The organism is Arthrobacter sp. NPDC055138, from assembly GCF_053607305.1.
In genome coordinates this window covers 604,708-621,121 of sequence record NZ_JBSGTH010000002.1, presented here as the reverse complement: position 1 = coordinate 621,121, position 16,414 = coordinate 604,708, and the positions used below count along the sequence as shown (strand labels likewise).

The 16,414-nt window shown below is 66.4% G+C and carries 13 protein-coding genes; 10 read left to right on the top strand and 3 right to left on the bottom strand.

Annotated features, from left to right (window positions below; translation table 11 throughout):
- Positions 1-48 precede the first annotated feature (48 nt).
- Together ACWF5H_RS07970 and ACWF5H_RS07965 are read left to right on the top strand one after the other, a co-directional pair.
- Positions 49-1,095, top strand: a complete 1,047-nt coding sequence (locus ACWF5H_RS07970) for a 1-acyl-sn-glycerol-3-phosphate acyltransferase (RefSeq protein WP_452035998.1) — start codon at positions 49-51, stop codon at positions 1,093-1,095.
- 82 nt (positions 1,096-1,177) lie between these two features.
- A complete protein-coding gene (locus tag ACWF5H_RS07965; protein ID WP_364649608.1) occupies positions 1,178-2,563 on the top strand; it encodes a class II 3-deoxy-7-phosphoheptulonate synthase in 1,386 nt (461 codons plus the stop codon).
- A gap of 131 nt (positions 2,564-2,694) precedes the next feature.
- Here ACWF5H_RS07965 and pknB read toward each other — a convergent pair whose 3' ends face one another.
- Entirely contained in the window at positions 2,695-4,677 is a 1,983-nt protein-coding gene (pknB, locus tag ACWF5H_RS07960) for a Stk1 family PASTA domain-containing Ser/Thr kinase (protein ID WP_452035997.1), read from the bottom strand.
- An 81-nt stretch (positions 4,678-4,758) separates the two neighbouring features.
- Complete coding sequence (locus ACWF5H_RS07955) at positions 4,759-6,036, bottom strand: LysM peptidoglycan-binding domain-containing protein (protein WP_452036078.1); 1,278 nt, start codon at positions 6,034-6,036, stop codon at positions 4,759-4,761.
- A gap of 738 nt (positions 6,037-6,774) precedes the next feature.
- Here ACWF5H_RS07955 and ACWF5H_RS07950 point away from each other — a divergent pair.
- Positions 6,775-7,128 (top strand): Rv2175c family DNA-binding protein, encoded by a 354-nt coding sequence (locus tag ACWF5H_RS07950; protein WP_452035995.1) that lies wholly within the window; start codon positions 6,775-6,777, stop codon positions 7,126-7,128.
- A gap of 67 nt (positions 7,129-7,195) precedes the next feature.
- Here ACWF5H_RS07950 and ACWF5H_RS07945 read toward each other — a convergent pair whose 3' ends face one another.
- A complete protein-coding gene (locus ACWF5H_RS07945; RefSeq protein ID WP_452035993.1) occupies positions 7,196-8,296 on the bottom strand; it encodes a polyprenyl synthetase family protein in 1,101 nt (366 codons plus the stop codon).
- Positions 8,297-8,496: 200 nt separating this feature from the next.
- On the opposite strand from ACWF5H_RS07945, the gene dinB reads away from it, so the two are divergent.
- From dinB to ACWF5H_RS07910, 7 genes are all read left to right on the top strand, one after another.
- The gene (dinB, locus tag ACWF5H_RS07940; RefSeq protein ID WP_452036076.1) at positions 8,497-9,696 is read left to right on the top strand and encodes a DNA polymerase IV; all 1,200 of its coding nucleotides are present in this window, start codon (positions 8,497-8,499) and stop codon (positions 9,694-9,696) included.
- 177 nt (positions 9,697-9,873) lie between these two features.
- Positions 9,874-10,248: a DUF3040 domain-containing protein gene (locus ACWF5H_RS07935; RefSeq protein WP_452035992.1), complete on the top strand. Its 375-nt coding sequence runs from the start codon at positions 9,874-9,876 to the stop codon at positions 10,246-10,248.
- A gap of 410 nt (positions 10,249-10,658) precedes the next feature.
- The gene (gene mraZ, locus ACWF5H_RS07930; protein WP_127514456.1) at positions 10,659-11,090 is read left to right on the top strand and encodes a division/cell wall cluster transcriptional repressor MraZ; all 432 of its coding nucleotides are present in this window, start codon (positions 10,659-10,661) and stop codon (positions 11,088-11,090) included.
- A gap of 208 nt (positions 11,091-11,298) precedes the next feature.
- On the top strand, positions 11,299-12,288 hold the full coding sequence (gene rsmH / locus ACWF5H_RS07925; protein WP_364649628.1) for a 16S rRNA (cytosine(1402)-N(4))-methyltransferase RsmH: 990 nt from the start codon (positions 11,299-11,301) through the stop codon (positions 12,286-12,288).
- Positions 12,285-12,950, top strand: coding sequence for a hypothetical protein (locus tag ACWF5H_RS07920; RefSeq protein WP_452035991.1), 666 nt, complete (start codon positions 12,285-12,287; stop codon positions 12,948-12,950). The genes rsmH and ACWF5H_RS07920 overlap by 4 nt, the downstream gene beginning before the upstream one ends.
- 27 nt (positions 12,951-12,977) lie before the next feature.
- Positions 12,978-14,756: a peptidoglycan D,D-transpeptidase FtsI family protein gene (locus tag ACWF5H_RS07915; RefSeq protein ID WP_452035989.1), complete on the top strand. Its 1,779-nt coding sequence runs from the start codon at positions 12,978-12,980 to the stop codon at positions 14,754-14,756.
- Positions 14,753-16,411, top strand: a complete 1,659-nt coding sequence (locus ACWF5H_RS07910) for a UDP-N-acetylmuramoyl-L-alanyl-D-glutamate--2,6-diaminopimelate ligase (protein ID WP_452035987.1) — start codon at positions 14,753-14,755, stop codon at positions 16,409-16,411. Before ACWF5H_RS07915 ends, ACWF5H_RS07910 begins: the two co-directional genes overlap by 4 nt.
- Positions 16,412-16,414 lie beyond the last annotated feature (3 nt).

Sequence of the window (16,414 nt, the reverse complement as noted above, 5' to 3'; positions counted from 1 at the left end):
CAAACGGAATTGTTATGCGGCCTGCGGCGGCGGAATGGAAAGGCACACGTGTTCTACTGGTTTATGAAGACCATCGTCGTGGGGCCGGTGGTTCGCCTGCTCTTCCGGCCGTGGGTCAAGGGCCTGGACAACATTCCGGATAACGGGCCTGCCGTGCTGGCCAGTAACCACCTTTCTTTCTCGGATTCGATTTTCCTGCCGCTGGCGGTTTCACGGCCCGTGGTGTTCCTGGCTAAGAGCGAATACTTCACCGGCAAGGGAATCAAGGGCAAGCTCACGGCGGCGTTCTTCACGATGACGAACCAGCTGCCGATGGACCGCTCAGGCGGGGCGGCGTCGGCCACCTCCCTGTTGGCCGGACGGGACGCGCTGCAGGAGGGCGGGCTGCTGGGCATCTATCCGGAAGGCACCCGGTCGCCGGACGGCAAGCTGTACCGCGGCAAGACCGGCGTGGCGAAGCTGGTGCTGAGCACCGGGGTACCGGTCATTCCGGTGGCGATGATCGGCACCGACAAGGTCCAGCCGATCGGCCGGCGCATCCCCAACATCCGCCGGGTCGGCATCATCATGGGCAAACCGTTGGATTTCTCCCGCTACAAGGGCCTGGAAGACGACCGGTTCATCCAGCGCTCGGTCACCGACGAGATCATGTACGAGATCATGCGGCTCTCCGGGCAGGAATACGTCGATTCGTACGCCAGCACCGTAAAGGCGCGGCAATCGGCACGCAAGCCGGCCCGCGGGGAGAGCCAGCGCCAGGCCGCCGTCGGGCTGCCCGCGGAGCAACCGGAACCGTCAAAGACCAAAGCACCCGGTGCCATCACGGTGATCGGCGCAACAACGCCTGCCGCAGAGGTGCCTGCACCTCCTATGTCGGGGCACGAGCAGCCCGGAACCGCGGGTCCGGCCTCCGCTGACACCGTAGCCGCCGCATCCCCGGCCGCACCAACAGGCGCGGCCGCTGCAGGCGCCGCACCCGACGGGGTGGCCGGGAATGAAGTTGCGGGCGGGTCCGCCGCCCAGCCGGCGGATCCGGCTGCGCTTCCGGAGAGCCGCGGAACCGCCCCGAGTCCGGGCCAGGACAGCCCGCACTAATCCAGCCGCAATGTGACGGCAAGTCGTCGGAGCATGACCTCTCCACATGAAGCCGGGCAGAGCGGCGGTCTACGATTGAGTCGTGACCGATACAACCTTTACTGCTTCCGTTCCCGACCAGCTGCCCACGGCGGCGAACTACCCCGGTTTGGATGACTGGCGCGAGCTGCCGGTGGTGCAGCAGCCCAGCTGGCACGACGCCTCGGTCCACGCCTCGGCCGTTGCCGAGCTGAACACCCTGCCGCCGCTGGTCTTCGCCGGCGAAGTGGACGTCCTGCGGGAACGTCTGGCCCAAGCCGCCGACGGCAAGGCCTTCCTGCTCCAGGGCGGGGATTGCGCCGAGACCTTCGGTGCAGCCACAGCCGACAAGATCAGCGCCCGGGTCAAGACCATTCTGCAGATGGCCGTGGTGCTCACCTACGGCGCCTCGCTGCCCGTGATCAAGATGGGCAGGATGGCCGGCCAGTTCGCCAAGCCCCGTTCGTCCAACGACGAGACACGCGAAGGCGTGACGCTGCCGGCCTACCGCGGCGACATGGTCAACGGGTTCGACTTCACCCCCGAGTCCCGCGCCCACGATGCCAGCCGGATGGTGCAGGCCTACCACACCTCGGCCTCCACACTGAACCTGATCCGGGCTTTCACCCAAGGTGGATTCGCCGACCTGCGGCTGGTGCACCACTGGAACAAGGGCTTCACGGCCAATCCGGCACATTCCCGCTACGAGTCGCTCGCGCGCGAAATCGACCGCGCGGTGAAATTCATGGACGCCTGCGGAGCCGACTTCGACGCGCTCAAGCGGGTGGAGTTCTTCGCCAGCCATGAGGCACTGGTGCTGGACTATGAGCGGGCCCTGACGCGCATCGATTCGCGCACCGGCCTGCCCTACAACACCTCCGGTCACTTCCTCTGGATCGGCGAACGCACCCGGCAGCTGGACGGTGCCCACGTGGAATTCCTGTCCAAGGTCCGCAATCCGATCGGGGTCAAGCTGGGACCGACCAGCTCGGCCGACGACGCCCTGCGGCTGATCGACAAACTGGATCCGGAACGCGAACCCGGACGGCTGACGTTCATCACCCGCATGGGTGCCGGCAACATCCGCCAGAAGCTGCCGGAATTGGTCAAGCGGGTAACCGAAAGCGGCGCCAAGGTGCTGTGGGTGACCGATCCCATGCACGGAAACACCGTCACCTCGCCGAACGGCTACAAGACCCGCAACTTCGACGACGTGATCGACGAGGTGCGCGGGTTCTTCGATGTCCACCACGAACTCGGGACGTTCCCCGGCGGCCTGCACGTGGAAATGACCGGCGACGACGTGGCCGAGTGCCTCGGCGGTGCCGATCCGATCGACCAGACGGCCTTTTTGGACCGCTACGAGTCCGTCTGCGATCCGCGACTGAACCACATGCAGTCGCTGGAGATGGCGTTCCTGGTGGCCGGGGCACTCTCCCGCCAGCAGTAGCCGGCCCAGCTTTACCAGCACACAGCAGAAGGCCCGGAACCATGGAACAGGTTCCGGGCCTTCTGCCGCTCAAGGGTGCGTGGCCCTGCTGACCCAGCTAGGCCGGCCGCCGGACGGCCAGGCTGCCGGAGTCACACCACGGTCAGCGTGATGACGGAGCCTTCGGGCACCGACTCATTAACCGGATCCTGGGCCCGGACCGTGCCGAAGAAACCGCCGAGGATCTCGTTGACTTCCACCTCGAAGCCAAGTTCCTTCAGTTGGCGCTCTGCGTCGTCTACCTGCAGGCCAACCATGTCCGGGACGTCGACCATCCGCGGTCCCTTGGAGAGCGTCAAGGTGACCGTGTCGCCGCGGATCACTTGGCCCTCGGCAGGAGCCTGCGCGGCGACCGATCCCTCCGGGACGTTTCGGTCAAAGACGGCCTCGGGTGCTGTTTCCACCTTCAGCCCGGCACCTTCCAAGGCGGCGGCGGCGTCACCCTGGGGCTGGCCCACCACCTGGGGGACGTCAAAGGGCTTTGGCCCCTTCGAAACGGTCAGCTCGACGGCGGAGCCCCGCCTGAGCTGTTCGCCTTCGGCAGGCTTGTGGCTGAGGACCGTGCCTGCGGCGACGTCCTCGTCGTAGGCCTTCTTGACCTTGCCGGCGGCGAGGTTGGCCTCTTCCAGCGTGGCGGTGGCCTTGTCCAAGGTCATGCCCGCCAGCGGCGGGACAGCGAACAGTTCCGGCCCCTTCGACACCACGAGCGCCAGAGGCTCGAACCGGCGTACTTCGATGGGCGCGTCCGGCTCCGTGCCCACGGCGATTCCCTTGGCCACTTTTTCGTCGAAAACTTCCTGCAGCCTGTACTCCAGCCCCTGCTCCTGGAGCAAGCTCTGGGCTTCCGCCACGGGTTTTCCGGCGACGTCCGGTACGGCAACGAGCGCGCCGGGGCCCATGCCGAAGAACCATCCCGCGGCGGCAACCAGCGCGGCCACGATCGCCAGCACAACAATCCAGATCATGCCGCGGCGCCGTGGATTGCCACGACGCAGGTTTTGTTCCGGACGCCGGGCGCTGCGGGCGAGTTCCCGCTGGCGTTTCTTCGACTCCCGCGCGGATAGCGGCCGTTGCTCGCTTGCCGGTGCCGCAGCGGCCTGGCCGGCGCTGAAAATCTGGGTGTGCTGGGTAGGACGGGAGATCACGGTGGTGCGGCGTGGATCGGAGGCGATGACTTCGGTGGCCGATGTCCCCGCTTCTCGGGCCGGTCCGCTCTGGAGGTCCAGCTGTGCATCGCTGAGCGACTTGTGCACGTGCCGCAGTTCGCCCAGCAGGGCCGTGGCATCCACCGGCCTCTGGTCCGGGTCCGAACCCGTGCACCAGAGCACCAGTTCGTCCAGATCCGAAGCGAGCCCGGGAACCAGGGTGGACGGCGCCGGAACGGTGGAGTTGACGTGCTGGAAGGCCACCTGGATGGGCACGTCTCCGGTGAAGGGCTGGCGTCCGGTCAGCATCTCGAACAGCATGATTCCCACGGAGTAAACATCGCTGCGTTCATCGGCCGCCGTTCCGGTGACCAACTCGGGCGGCAGATATGCCACCGTCCCTATCAGGGTGCCGGTGCTGGTACTGGTGGTCACCGCGCGCGCCAAGCCGAAGTCCCCGAGCTTGATCCGTCCGTCGTCGGACATCAGGACGTTCTCCGGCTTGATGTCGCGGTGGACCAGGCCGGCGGCGTGCGCGGCCGAGAGCCCCTCGATGACCGGATCCAGCACGGCCAGCGCGTGCCGGGGCGTCAATGGCGCAGATTCGTTCAACAGGTCGCGGAGCGTGTGCCCGCGGACATATTCCATCGCCAGGTAGGCGACGTTGCCGTCGATGCCCTGATCGTAGACGCCCACCACATGGGGGTGCGAGAGCCGGGCCGCCGATTTGGCTTCTCGCTCAAACCGCTCGAGGAAGCTTTGGTCTTCCGCGAGATAGGGATAGAGCACCTTGAGCGCCACATTGCGGTCCAGCCGGGTGTCGGACGCCAGATAGACGGTGGACATCCCGCCGCGCGCGAGGCGCGAAAGAACACGGTAGCGTCCGTCGATCAGGGCGCCGACCAGTGAATCAGTTGCCGGTTGCTGCACTCTACGATCCTAGTCCGATGAGCGAAAGGACCCGAATCAACACTGTGGTTCGGGTCCTTTCGCGGCGAGGGCCGTGGCCGGCTAGAACTTCTTCATGTGCGACTTCACCGAAGCCACGTAGGCCTTGGTGTCCTTGTACATGCCGTAGGTCATCACACCGTACTGGCCCTGATAGTAGGACGCGATGGCGATGTCCAGGGACGGGCTGGTGCTGACCAGGGACCGAATAATCGCCACACCGGCGGTGGCGTTGTCATAGGGATCCAGCAGGTTGAGCTTGCGGCCCACCAAATCCGAGGCCCACTCGCCCGAGGACGGGATGACCTGCATGGCGCCGATGGCGTTGGCCGGAGACACGGCGGTCTGCTGGAAGCCGGACTCCTGGTAGGCGTGTGCCAGCGCGAGCTTGGGATCGACGCCCATCTTGCGGGCGGTTTCGGCGATGATGTCCTTCATCTGCGCCTGGCTGGGCTGCGGCGTGGAGAGCAGCAGACGCTTGTTCTCGTTCGCCTTGGACACTACCGCTTCGGGGTAGGTGTAATGCAGGAAGGTGCTCGGCACCAGCGGCGCGGCAGACGCGGTGCCCACGTTCGACGTCGTGGTCTGCGAAGCCGTCGAATTGCCGGGGACGCCAATCTTCTGGCCCGGGTAGATGATCGACGTCGACTTCAGGCCGCTGGCCTGCAGCAGGCTGGAAAGCGTCACGTTGAGCTTGCCGGCGATGCCGGAGAGCGTGTCCCCGGACTTGACGGTGTAGCTGCCGGAGCCGGCAGCGTTGCTCTGGGACGGTGCCTTGGCCGGCGCTTTGGACGACGTCGATGCGCTGGACACGGTCCCGCCGGTGACCTTGATCTTCTGGCCGGGATGGATCACGGATGTGACCTTGAGGTTGTTGGCGGAGAGGACGGAGGCCAGGCTCATCCCGTGGCGGGCGGCGATGCCGGAGAGCGTATCGCCCGGCTTGACCGTGTAGTTGCCGCTGGCGGAGGCCTTGGAAGTCTTGGTGGAAGCTTTCGCCGGGGCCTTGGCCGAGCTACCGGACGCGGAGGACTTGCCGCCCTTGACCTTGATCTTCTGGCCGGGGTAGATGACCGAGTTGACCTTAAGGTTGTTGGCGGAGAGGACGGCGCCCAGGCTCATGCCGTGCTTGGCGGCGATGCCGGAGAGCGTGTCGCCGGACTTGACCGTGTAATTGCCGGAGCTGGAGGCGTTGCCGACCCGGGTGGAAGCTTTAGCCGTGGTCTGGACCGAGGCGCTGGACACGGAGGACTTGCCGCCCTTGACCTTGATCTTCTGGCCGGGGTAGATGACCGAGTTGACCCTGAGGTTGTTGGCGGAGAGGACGGCGCCCAGGCTCATGCCGTGCTTGGCGGCGATGCCGGAGAGCGTGTCGCCGGACTTGACCGTGTAGTTGCCGGCACCGGAGGAGGACTTGGCGGCCGTGCTGCCGGAGGACTTGGCGGCGGCCGAACCGCCGAGCTTGATCTTCTGGCCGGGGTGAATGATGGTGCTGGCGCTCAGGCCGTTAAGCGAGAGCACCTTCTTCGTGGAGATGCCGTAGCGGGAAGCAATGCCGCTGATCGTTTCGCCGGCGCGCACCGTGTGGGCGGATCCAGTGGCCTGCGTGCGCAGCGCAGCGGGCAACTGGGCGGCGACCTGGGAGGCGGGAATGAAGGCGGCGGTGGGAACCGTGACACCCGGTATCGCTGCCTTAGGCTGCAGCGCGGCGCGGGGCGGAAGATCCGCCGCCTGCGCGGGCATGGCCAATGCGGCTGAGGACAGCACGACGGCGGGAATCGCCGCGGTTGCTGCCGCGGACAGTAGCACCCGGCGGGGCTGGCTGCGGTCGTTGCGCGTGATCGGGCGCTGATCGGTCATTGATGTCCCTCATCCTTGTTCTGCGGCCTGGCGAGCGTCCCCCAACGGGCCGCACAGTGGTACTGGTGTGTCATTTGTTATCAATGTTAAAACTGTGACTCAAGTGAATCTACACTATCGGCGCATAACACAACAGCCGCAGCTGGTGAATGAAGAATGAAGGCGGCGTGTCGAGCTTTTGAAATGGCTCCGCGTGGGTCAGCATGGCACGCTTATACAGTGAGTGAACTTGAAGAACTGATTGCCGATTGGCTGCCGCTGCCCGACGTCGCAGAGCGACTGGACGTCTCCGTAAGGGACGTGCGCAGCCTGCTGGAGGAACGGGCCCTGCTGGCGGCAAAGGTGGGGGAGCGCCAGATCCGCTCGGTGCCGGAAGCATTCCTGGTCGAGTCAGGCGTCCTCGAGAGCCTCAAGGGAACGCTGGCGGTCCTCGCCGATGCCGGCTTCAGTGATGAGGAAGCGTTGCGCTGGCTTTTTAGCGCCGACGATTCATTGCCCGGCCGGCCGATTGACGCCCTGCGTGAAGGCCGAAAGACCGAGATCCGCCGCCGTGCCCAGGCGCTGGGCTGGTAACCGGCCGCACCTCTTTGTTCTGAATACGGGCTCTGTCCGCGGTTGCCGCGGACAGAGCCCGCCTGCTTTAAGCGTTGCGGCGTACCGCCGAGTCGGCCAGCCGGCCCAGCGCGTGGCGGACATCCTCGGTCACGGGCAGGGCAGCGAGTGCTTCATCGACCGCAGCCGTCCGTTCGGAAATCATCTGTTCCGCTGCCGCCAAGGCGCCGCTGCTGGTGATCAGCCCGCGGAGTTCCTCCACTGTCCGGTCGGAAAGATCCGGCGAACCCAGTTTGGCTTCCAGCAGGTCGCGTTCGGCCGGCGTGCAGTGAATAAGGGTGTGTGCGATCAGGACCGTGCGCTTGCCCTCCCGCAGATCGTCGCCGGCGGGCTTGCCGGTGGTGGCCGGGTCGCCGAAGACGCCCAGCACATCGTCCCGGATTTGGAAGGCTTCGCCCAGCGGCAGCGAAAACGCTTCGTAGGCGTCGAGCAGTCCAGCTGATGCGCCGGCCAAGGCGCCGCCCACGCCCAGCGGGTGGACGGTGGAGTATTTGGCCGACTTATAGCGCAGGATCTGCAGCGCGCGGTCCACGGCGGTCTCAACCGGACGGCCCGGGCCGGCAGCCTCCTCCAATAGGTCCAGATACTGGCCGGCCATGACTTCGGCTCGCATCCGGTTGAAGATGGTGCGGGCCGGTGTCCCGGCAGCAGACTGCGCCCCGATGCCGGAAAAGACCTCCTCGCTGAGGGACAGGCAGAGATCACCGGCCAGCAGGGCGGAGGCCTGTCCGTAGCGTTCGGCGTCGAGCGCCCAGCCGTTGCGGCGGTGCTGTTGTTCAAACCGGCGGTGCACGCTCGGGTTTCCCCGCCGTGTATCCGAGCGGTCGATGATGTCATCGTGGATCAGCGCCGCTGCCTGGAAAAGTTCCAGCGCGACCCCGGCCTGCACTGCCGGTTCGGCCAGCACCGACCCCCCGGCGCCGCGCCACCCCCAGTACGCCAGCAGCGCACGCAGGCGTTTACCGCCCGCGGTGAGGTCCGCGATGGCCTCCACCAACGGCGCCGCGTCCGGGGCCGCATCGAGCAACAGTTCCTTCTGCCCGCCCAGGAATTGCTGCAGCATGCCTGCAACGGCCTGCCGGAAGTCGTCCTGCTCGGCAGGACTCGTTGGGGTCAGTGACGGCTCCATGCTGCTACCTCCGGTCGGCCCGTGCATGGCGGGATTCCTGTTCGGCCGTACGGCATGGGGCGGCGCTCCTCGCGATGGTTCCGATGTCTGCAGACCAGTCTAGACAATCGCGTGCGGCGCCCGTGCAGCCGTGGCGTCACGCCTACGATAGTTCTGTGACCTCCCCGGACCAACAGAACTGCACCATCCTCCACGTGGATATGGATGCCTTCTTTGTTGGCGTGGAACTGCTGGAGCGGCCCGAGCTGGTTGGAGTACCGGTGATTGTGGGGTCCGCCTCCGGCCGGGCGGTGGTGCTCTCCGCCTCCTATGAGGCCCGCAAATACGGGGTCCGCTCTGCCATGCCCATGGCCCGGGCGCGCATGCTGTGTCCGCAGGCACAGATCATTGAGCCCAGCCACACGAAGTACCAGCAGGCCTCGGCGCGGATCATGGCGATCTTCCGGGAGATCACTCCGCTGGTGGAGCCACTCAGTGTCGACGAGGCCTTCCTTGACGTGGCCGGCGCAAGACGGCGGCTGGGGGAGCCGCTGGAGATTGGCGCGCTGATCCGCCGCAGGATCTCCGACGAGCTGGGGCTGACCGCGACTGTGGGCATCGCTGCCTCCAAGTTCGTGGCGAAGATCGCTTCCACCCACGCGAAGCCGGATGGGCTGCTGCTGGTACCCGAGGCCGAAACGCTGGCCTTCCTGCATCCGTTGCCGGTCGGCGCCTTGTGGGGCGTCGGCGCCAAGACGGCCGAGGTCCTTGCCCGCCTCGGCATCCGGACCGTGGCCGATGTGGCACAGACCCCGCAGGCCGCGTTGCACCGCGTGCTGGGCGCCACCGGCGACCACGTCCACCGGCTCGCCTGGGGCATCGATGATCGGGTGGTGACCCCCGAACGCATGGAGAAGAGCATCGGCGCCGAGGAGACCTTCGAGAAGGACGTCGACGACGACCAGCTGCTGCACCGCGAACTGTTGCGGCTGGCCTACCGCACGGCGGCGAGACTGCGGGCCGGCAGCTTGCGCGCCGGAACCATCGCGCTGAAGCTGCGCTATTCCGACTTCACCACCTTGAGCCGGTCGCGGAAGCTGCAGGCGCCGTCAAACAGCGCGAAGCAGCTCCAGGCAGCAGCCGCGGCCCTCTTGTCGGATCTTGGCGACCGTCCGCAACCGGTTCGGCTGATCGGGCTCCGGGCGGAGCAGCTGGAGGACGCCGGCCGCGGCGGCCAGCAGCTTAGTTTCGACGGACATGAAGATACGTGGCACAACGCTGAACAGGCCCTGGACGAAGTCAATCGAAAGTTTGGAGCAGCCGGGATCCTGCCGGCTTCGCTGCTCCAGCCGGGCGCCCGCCGGCCGTTGCCGCCCGGTCCGGGAGCGGGCCGACAGGAGCTGCCGGAGGCCGGCGAATGAAAACCTTATGGGCGGAGTCACAGTTGGATCGCCGCCGCTTTCGATTGGCGGGTTTGCGCTCTATTCTTAGTAGAAGGGGTCAATACGGTTCCGGTAGGTGTGTCAGGAACTCTTGTCCCGCGGGGTTCGTTGAACGACTGAGTCAGCCCTCGGGGGACTGGATAAAAGGAGGCTCAGATGCCACTCTCAGAGCATGAGCAGCGGCTGCTGGAACAACTCGAGCAACAGTTGCATGCTGAAGACCCGAAGTTTGCCAGCCACATGGAATCGGCCAGCGGCCGATCGTTGTCGACGCGCCACATCGTTGTGGGTTCACTCGTCGCGATTGCCGGAATTCTGGTCTTGCTCACCGGTATTCTCAGCCAGATCATCGCCGTCGGGGTCTTGGGGTTCGTCATTATGGGGGCCGGTGTTTATTGGGCCACCACCCGGAGAGCCGGAACCGGGTCGCCGCGGTCGACCGGAAATAAGCCGGCGTCCTCGTCCAAGGGCGGCTTCATGGCCAATTTGGAAGAACGATGGGACGAACGCCATCACGGCGAAGACCGCTGACCGGCTGGCCCCTTCGGGGCAGCCGTCCGGTTGCTCCACTTTGCTCCACCAGGGTTTCTGAGCCGACCTTCACGAAGGCAAGACCCGTCACCTGACGGGTCTTTTCGTGTTTAACGGGCCTATCTGACCCCTCTCCACTCCTTTTCGCTCCACCGCGGCCCCACGCGGCCGGACCTTTGTGCGGCAAGCGAACACGCCCATGCCCCGGGACTCAATTCCCTCCACAACCCCTCCACGCCGCTCCACCCGGGAACTTCCTTGCCGTGGCGCGGAGCGCGCCGAACATTTCCAGCTACAAAACGGGGTCCAAACAGTTGACTGTGGCGTGATGTGGAGTAAAGTGGAGGACATAAGAGGGTAGTGGTGACGCAGGGGGTCGACGGTCTCCTCCAATCGGCAAGGCGGTGGCGATGTTCCTCGGGACACATTCGCCGCGGCTGGACGAGAAGGGGCGCCTGATACTTCCCGCAAAGTTCCGCGATGAGCTTGCCGACGGTCTCGTCCTGACGAGAGGCCAGGAGCGTTGCATCTACGTCTTCAGCCAGAAGGAATTCGAACGGGTACACGAGGAGATGCGGAAAGCTCCGATATCTTCCCGCCAGGCCCGTGACTACATTCGAGTCTTTCTGTCCGGAGCCTCTGACGAAGTGCCTGACAAGCAGGGCCGGGTCACCATCCCGGCGGCCCTGCGAAGCTATGCAGGACTGGGCAGGGAACTGGCAGTGATCGGTGCGGGTACCCGCGCGGAGATCTGGGACGCCCAGGCCTGGGACAACTACCTCCTGGAGCAGGAAACCGCCTTCTCCGAAACAGACGAAGACGTATTGCCCGGAGTCTTTTGATCCGGTACCACAACACAACACGCGGCACGGACGTTCTTGGATGAGATCTCCAGCCGCCCGGCAGGTTCAACCTGGCTCACTTCCCCGGAGCCAGGCGGAGCAGGCCAGGCGCGGATGGGGATCTGGTCCAAGGACCTTCGGCCTTAAAGACACCAGGGCCGACCGGCCCGCCGAACGCGACCGATAGCAGCAGGAAGAGGCATCCAGGATGAACAGCGAGCGGCCAGCAGGGGAGCGCCACGTCCCGGTGCTCCGCGACCGCTGCATCAACCTGCTCGCTCCCGCCATCGAGCGCGCTATCGAAGAACGGGGCCGGGCCGTCGTGGTCGACGCCACCCTGGGCATGGGCGGACATTCGGAGGCCATGCTGCAGCGCTTTCCCCAGCTGCACTTGGTCGGCATTGACCGGGACGAGCAAGCGTTGGCGCTCGCTGGGGAACGGCTTCGGCCTTTCGCGGAGCGCACCGACCTGGTCCACGCCGTTTACGACGAGATCGCCGACGCGGTCGAGGACCTGGGCTTCGGGCAAATCGACGGCGCCTTGTTCGATTTGGGCGTGTCCTCGCTCCAGCTGGACGAGCGCGACCGCGGCTTTGCCTACTCCTACGATGCTCCGCTGGATATGCGGATGGATACCAGCCGGGGCATGACGGCCGCGGACGTCGTCAACACGTACACCGAGGCGGACCTGGTGCGCATCATCCGGCGCTGGGGCGAGGAGAAGTTCGCCGGCCGCATCGCCTCCAGCATTGTCGCTGCCAGGGATGCCGCCCCGCTGACCACCACGGGCGAGTTGGTGGAAGCCATCCGCAAAGTGGTGCCGGCCGCCGCGGCCCGCACCGGCGGCCACCCGGCCAAGCGGACTTTCCAGGCGCTGCGCATCGAAGTCAACGAGGAGCTGGACGTGCTCGAGCGGGCGTTGCCCGCCGCGATCGACGTGCTGGCCCTCGGTGGGCGGATCGTCGTGATGTCCTACCACTCGCTCGAGGACAAGATCACCAAATCGGTGTTCAGTCAGCTCGCGAAGTCCTCCGCGCCGCGTGGATTCCCCGTCGAGCTGGAAGAACACAAGCCGCAATTGAAGACCTTGACCAAGGGCACGGAAGTACCCACGGCAGCAGAAATCGAAGAGAACCCGCGTGCGGCATCCGCCAAACTGCGGGCGGTAGAACGGATCCGGAACAGGAGTGCACAATGAGTGCCAGTGCCCACGCAGCCCGTCCCGAGCAGCAGCAGTATGTGCACGGCAGTGCGGCCCCGGCCGGCCGTCCCGGCGCTTCGCCCCGGCAGGCGCCCCGCCGTACCCCTCTGTCCCTGGTTCCCAACAGCCCGGCCCGCAAGCGGGTGCCGTTCGCCCTTTTCTGCTTCACCGTCCTGGTGCTGGCCCTTGGCAGCGTGCTGGTGCTGAACATCTCGGTGTCCAGCGGTCAGTACAAACTGGTGGAGCTGCGCAACGAGCAGGTGTCGCTGGCCCAAGCGAACGAAAAACTGACACAGCAGCTGGAAAACAACCAGGCTCCGCAGAATCTGGCCGCCAAGGCGGCAGACTTGGGAATGGTAACGTCGCCGTCGGTCGGCTCCATCGATCTGGGAAGCCAGAAAGTTGCCGGGAAGCCGAAGGCTGCAGAACCGGGCGCCGCGCCGGAGCTGTTGGTGGCGCAGCCGGAAAACCCCGGCCACCAGCCGGCAGCAAAGGCCAAGACGGAGAAGAAGAACAGCGAGGCCGCAGCAGCAAAGCCGGCAGCCCAGTCCGCGGCCGCGGCAGAAGCTGCGGCCGCAGAGAAGGCAGCGAAGAAGAACGACGAGAAGCAGCTCAACGGCGGCAGCATCCCGGCGCCGAAGCAACAGACAGGGCAGTAACTGTCCGGCAACGCAAACGAGGTACCTGTGGCAGCACCAACGGCCAAGCGCCAGCCCCCCGACCGGACGGCGAGGGCCACCCGGCGGCTCCGGGCCGGACTCGCCATTGTGCTGATCCTGCTGGTGATCCTCGGGGCCCGTCTGTTCCAGCTGCAGGGATTGGACACCGCCGGCATGGCGCAGGCTGCCGTGGACAAGCGCCTGCGCACCGTCGACCTGCCGGCGCTGCGCGGTGAAATCCTCGATGCCAACAACAAGGTGCTGGCCCGCAGCGTCCAGCGGTTCGACATCGTGGTGGACCAGCGGCTGGTAGAGGACTACACCCGGTTCGACCCGATCCGCCAGGAATCCGAAGACATCAAGATCGCCGACGCCATCGCGGAGCTGGCCGGAATCCTGGGCCAGGACGCGAAGACGGTCACCAAAGCCGTCACCGGCGACAAGCCCTTCAACTACGTGGCCAAGTCCGTCACCCCGGAAGTCCAGCAGAAGATCGATGACCTGGCCTTCCCCGGGCTGTCCGCGCAAGCGACCACCACGCGCAACTACCCGGCCGGTGCCGTAGCCGGTGCCGTGGTCGGTTTCATGCGCTCTGACGGCGTGCCGCTCGAAGGCATCGAGGCGTCCCAGAACGACGTCCTCTCCGGGACGCCCGGCACCAAGACCTACGAAATCGGCGCCGATGGCATCCGCATTCCGGTGGGCACCAATGAAGAGGTCCCGGCGGTCAACGGCCAGAGCGTCCGCCTGACCCTGAACACCGATATCCAGTGGTACGCGCAGGAAGTCATCGCGGAAACCGTCAAAGACTACGGCGCCGAATACGGCACCGTCGTCGTTCTTAATGCCAAGACCGGTGATCTGATTGCGCTGGCGGATTCCACCACGGTGGATCCCAACGACCCAGGTGCCACTCCCGACGGCGACCGTCAGTCGATGGCGGTGACGCGCGCCTTCGAGCCCGGCTCGACCACCAAGATGATCACCATGGCGGCCGCGATCGAAGAAGGGATCACCACCCCGGCGTCGCGCTACACCATCCCGCCCAAATACACGGTCAACGGCCAGACCTTCCAGGACGCCACACCGCACGGCACGCTGACGCGCACCACGGCGGGCATCTTTGCCCAGTCGCTGAATACCGGGACCACCATGATCAGCCAGCAGCTGACCCGGCAGCAGCGGTATGACTACCTGCGGAAGTTCGGCATCGGCCAGGGTTTCGACATCGGCATCGGCGGCGCCACTTCCGGTTTGCTGGCCGCTCCCGAGACCTGGGACGGGCGGCAGGAGTTCACCGTCATGTTCGGCCAGGGCCTCGCGCAGACCGCGCTGCACACGGCCGTGGCGTTCGGCACCATCGCCAACAACGGCGTGCTGATGCAGCCGCGGCTCATCGACGCCTACATCGACCCGGACGGCACCGAGCATGAGGTGCCTGCCAAGAAGGGCAGCCGGGCTGTCTCCAAGAAGACCGCCAACAAGGTGCAGGACATGTTGGAGACCAACCCGAAGTACCACAGCGGCAAGGCCGGTAATATTGAGGACTACCGGATCGGGGTCAAGACCGGAACCGCCGAAGCGCCCTCCGCCAGCGGGGGGTTCAGCGGCTACACCATCTCGATGGCCGGTATCGCCCCGATGGAGGATCCGGAGTTCGTCGTCGTTGCGACCATCCAGCGGCCGCAGGGCGGCGTGCTGACGCTGACCGCCGGACCGACGTTCAAGAAGGTCATGACGCAGGTCCTCAATGCCTACAACGTGCCGCCGTCCACCAGCAAACGGGTCGACCTGCCGCTGGAATGAGCCAACCTGGAGAATATGTGAGTTCCACCGCCGACCAGTCCCACCGGTCCGCCTCGCCCCTGCGGCCCCCAACGGTCAGGCCGGTCCGTCTGGCGGAGCTGCGCGACACCCTGCAGCACCGCGGCCTTCCGGTCCCGGAAAGCGGACCGGCCACGGACGAGCTGGCCTTCACCGGCATCACCATCGATTCACGCTCGGTGGAGCCGGGGGACCTGTACATCGGCCTGCCCGGGGCGCGCCGGCACGGCGCCGGATTTGCCGCCCAGGCGGAGGCGGCCGGGGCAGCGGCCATCTTGACTGACGACGACGGCGCCCGACTGGCCGCCGAGAACGCCCCGGGGCTGCCGGTGCTGCGTTCGGCCGGCCTGCGTGCCCTCGTGGGACCATTGGCGGCCGCCATCTACCGCAGCCAGCCCGAGGGCGGCGGGGCGCCGACGCTGTTCGGCGTGACCGGGACCAACGGCAAGACCACCACCACCTACTTCATCAATTCCCTGCTGGCGGCGCTGGGACTGGGCAGCGGATTGATCGGCACCATCGAGATCAAGGCGGGCTCCGAGGCGATTCCCAGCGCCTTGACCACGCCGGAATCGCCCGAAGTGCACGGGCTGCTGGCCCTGATGCGCGAACGGGGACTGGACGCCGCCGCGATGGAAGTCTCCTCGCACGCCATTTCCTACCGGCGCGTGGATGCCGTCCGGTTCGACGTGGCAGGGTTCACCAACCTGACCCAGGACCACCTGGACCTGCACGGCAGCATGGACGAGTACTTCGACACCAAGGCCCGCCTGTTCGAACCCGAACGGGCCCGCCGGGCGGTGGTCTGCGTTGACGACGACTGGGGCCGCCGGCTCGCCGAACGGGCGCAGGCCGGGGGAGTGGAGACGGCAACGCTGGCTACGAGCGGCGGCGGCGCCGACTGGGCCGTACGCGGCGTGGTCCGCGAAGGCCTGGGGCACCGGTTCGAGCTGCACGGCCCCGCTGGCGAGGTGCTGCGCCTGCACACCGGCCTGCCGGGCACCTTCAACATTTCCAACGCCGCACTGGCCGTGGTCATGGTGCTGGCGTCCGGGACCGATCCGGCGCGGCTGCAGGAGGCGCTGGACAGCGCTGACCCGCTCACCGTGGAGGTGCCCGGGCGGATGCAACTGATCAGTGAGAACCCGGCGGCCATCGTCGACTTCGCGCACAACCCGGACGCGCTGGAAAGGACCTTGGCCTCGGTGCGGCGTCCCGAGCCCGGCGCCCGGGTGATTGTGGTATTCGGCGCCACGGGAGAGCGCGACCAGACCAAGCGCCCGCTGATGGGGGCCATCGCCGCCCGGCTGGCGGACGTCGTCGTCATCAGCGACGATGACCCGCACGGCGAAGACGCGGCCCAGATTCGCGCCGATGTGCTGGCCGGTGCCCGTGCCGCTGCCGAGAAGGAACACTTGTCCGCCGACATCATGGAGGTTTTCCCGCGCGCGGCGGCCATCGAGCATGCCGTAGCCATGGCTGCGCCGTCGGACACGGTGCTGGTTGCCGGCCGCGGTCACGAAGTCTGGCAGGAGGTCAACGGGGAGAATCTGGCCCTCGATGACCGGGTGGAACTGCGCGAGGCGCTGCAGCGGCACGGATTCGGACTACTCTCCCCGAAGGCGGTAGAGTCCTAGATC

What these genes read in the sequence shown, in the direction of transcription:
- ACWF5H_RS07955 (WP_452036078.1), bottom strand. Translation starts at nt 6,036, where the DNA reads ATGAGCCTGGGCGCCGTCCTCTCCGCCAACAACCTCAGGGTCAACTCG.
- ACWF5H_RS07945 (WP_452035993.1), bottom strand. Translation starts at nt 8,296, where the DNA reads ATGGAGCCGTCACTGACCCCAACGAGTCCTGCCGAGCAGGACGACTTC.
- dinB (WP_452036076.1), top strand. Translation starts at nt 8,497, where the DNA reads ATGGATGCCTTCTTTGTTGGCGTGGAACTGCTGGAGCGGCCCGAGCTG.
- ACWF5H_RS07935 (WP_452035992.1), top strand. Translation starts at nt 9,874, where the DNA reads ATGCCACTCTCAGAGCATGAGCAGCGGCTGCTGGAACAACTCGAGCAA.
- mraZ (WP_127514456.1), top strand. Translation starts at nt 10,659, where the DNA reads ATGTTCCTCGGGACACATTCGCCGCGGCTGGACGAGAAGGGGCGCCTG.
- rsmH (WP_364649628.1), top strand. Translation starts at nt 11,299, where the DNA reads ATGAACAGCGAGCGGCCAGCAGGGGAGCGCCACGTCCCGGTGCTCCGC.
- ACWF5H_RS07920 (WP_452035991.1), top strand. Translation starts at nt 12,285, where the DNA reads ATGAGTGCCAGTGCCCACGCAGCCCGTCCCGAGCAGCAGCAGTATGTG.
- ACWF5H_RS07910 (WP_452035987.1), top strand. Translation starts at nt 14,753, where the DNA reads ATGAGCCAACCTGGAGAATATGTGAGTTCCACCGCCGACCAGTCCCAC.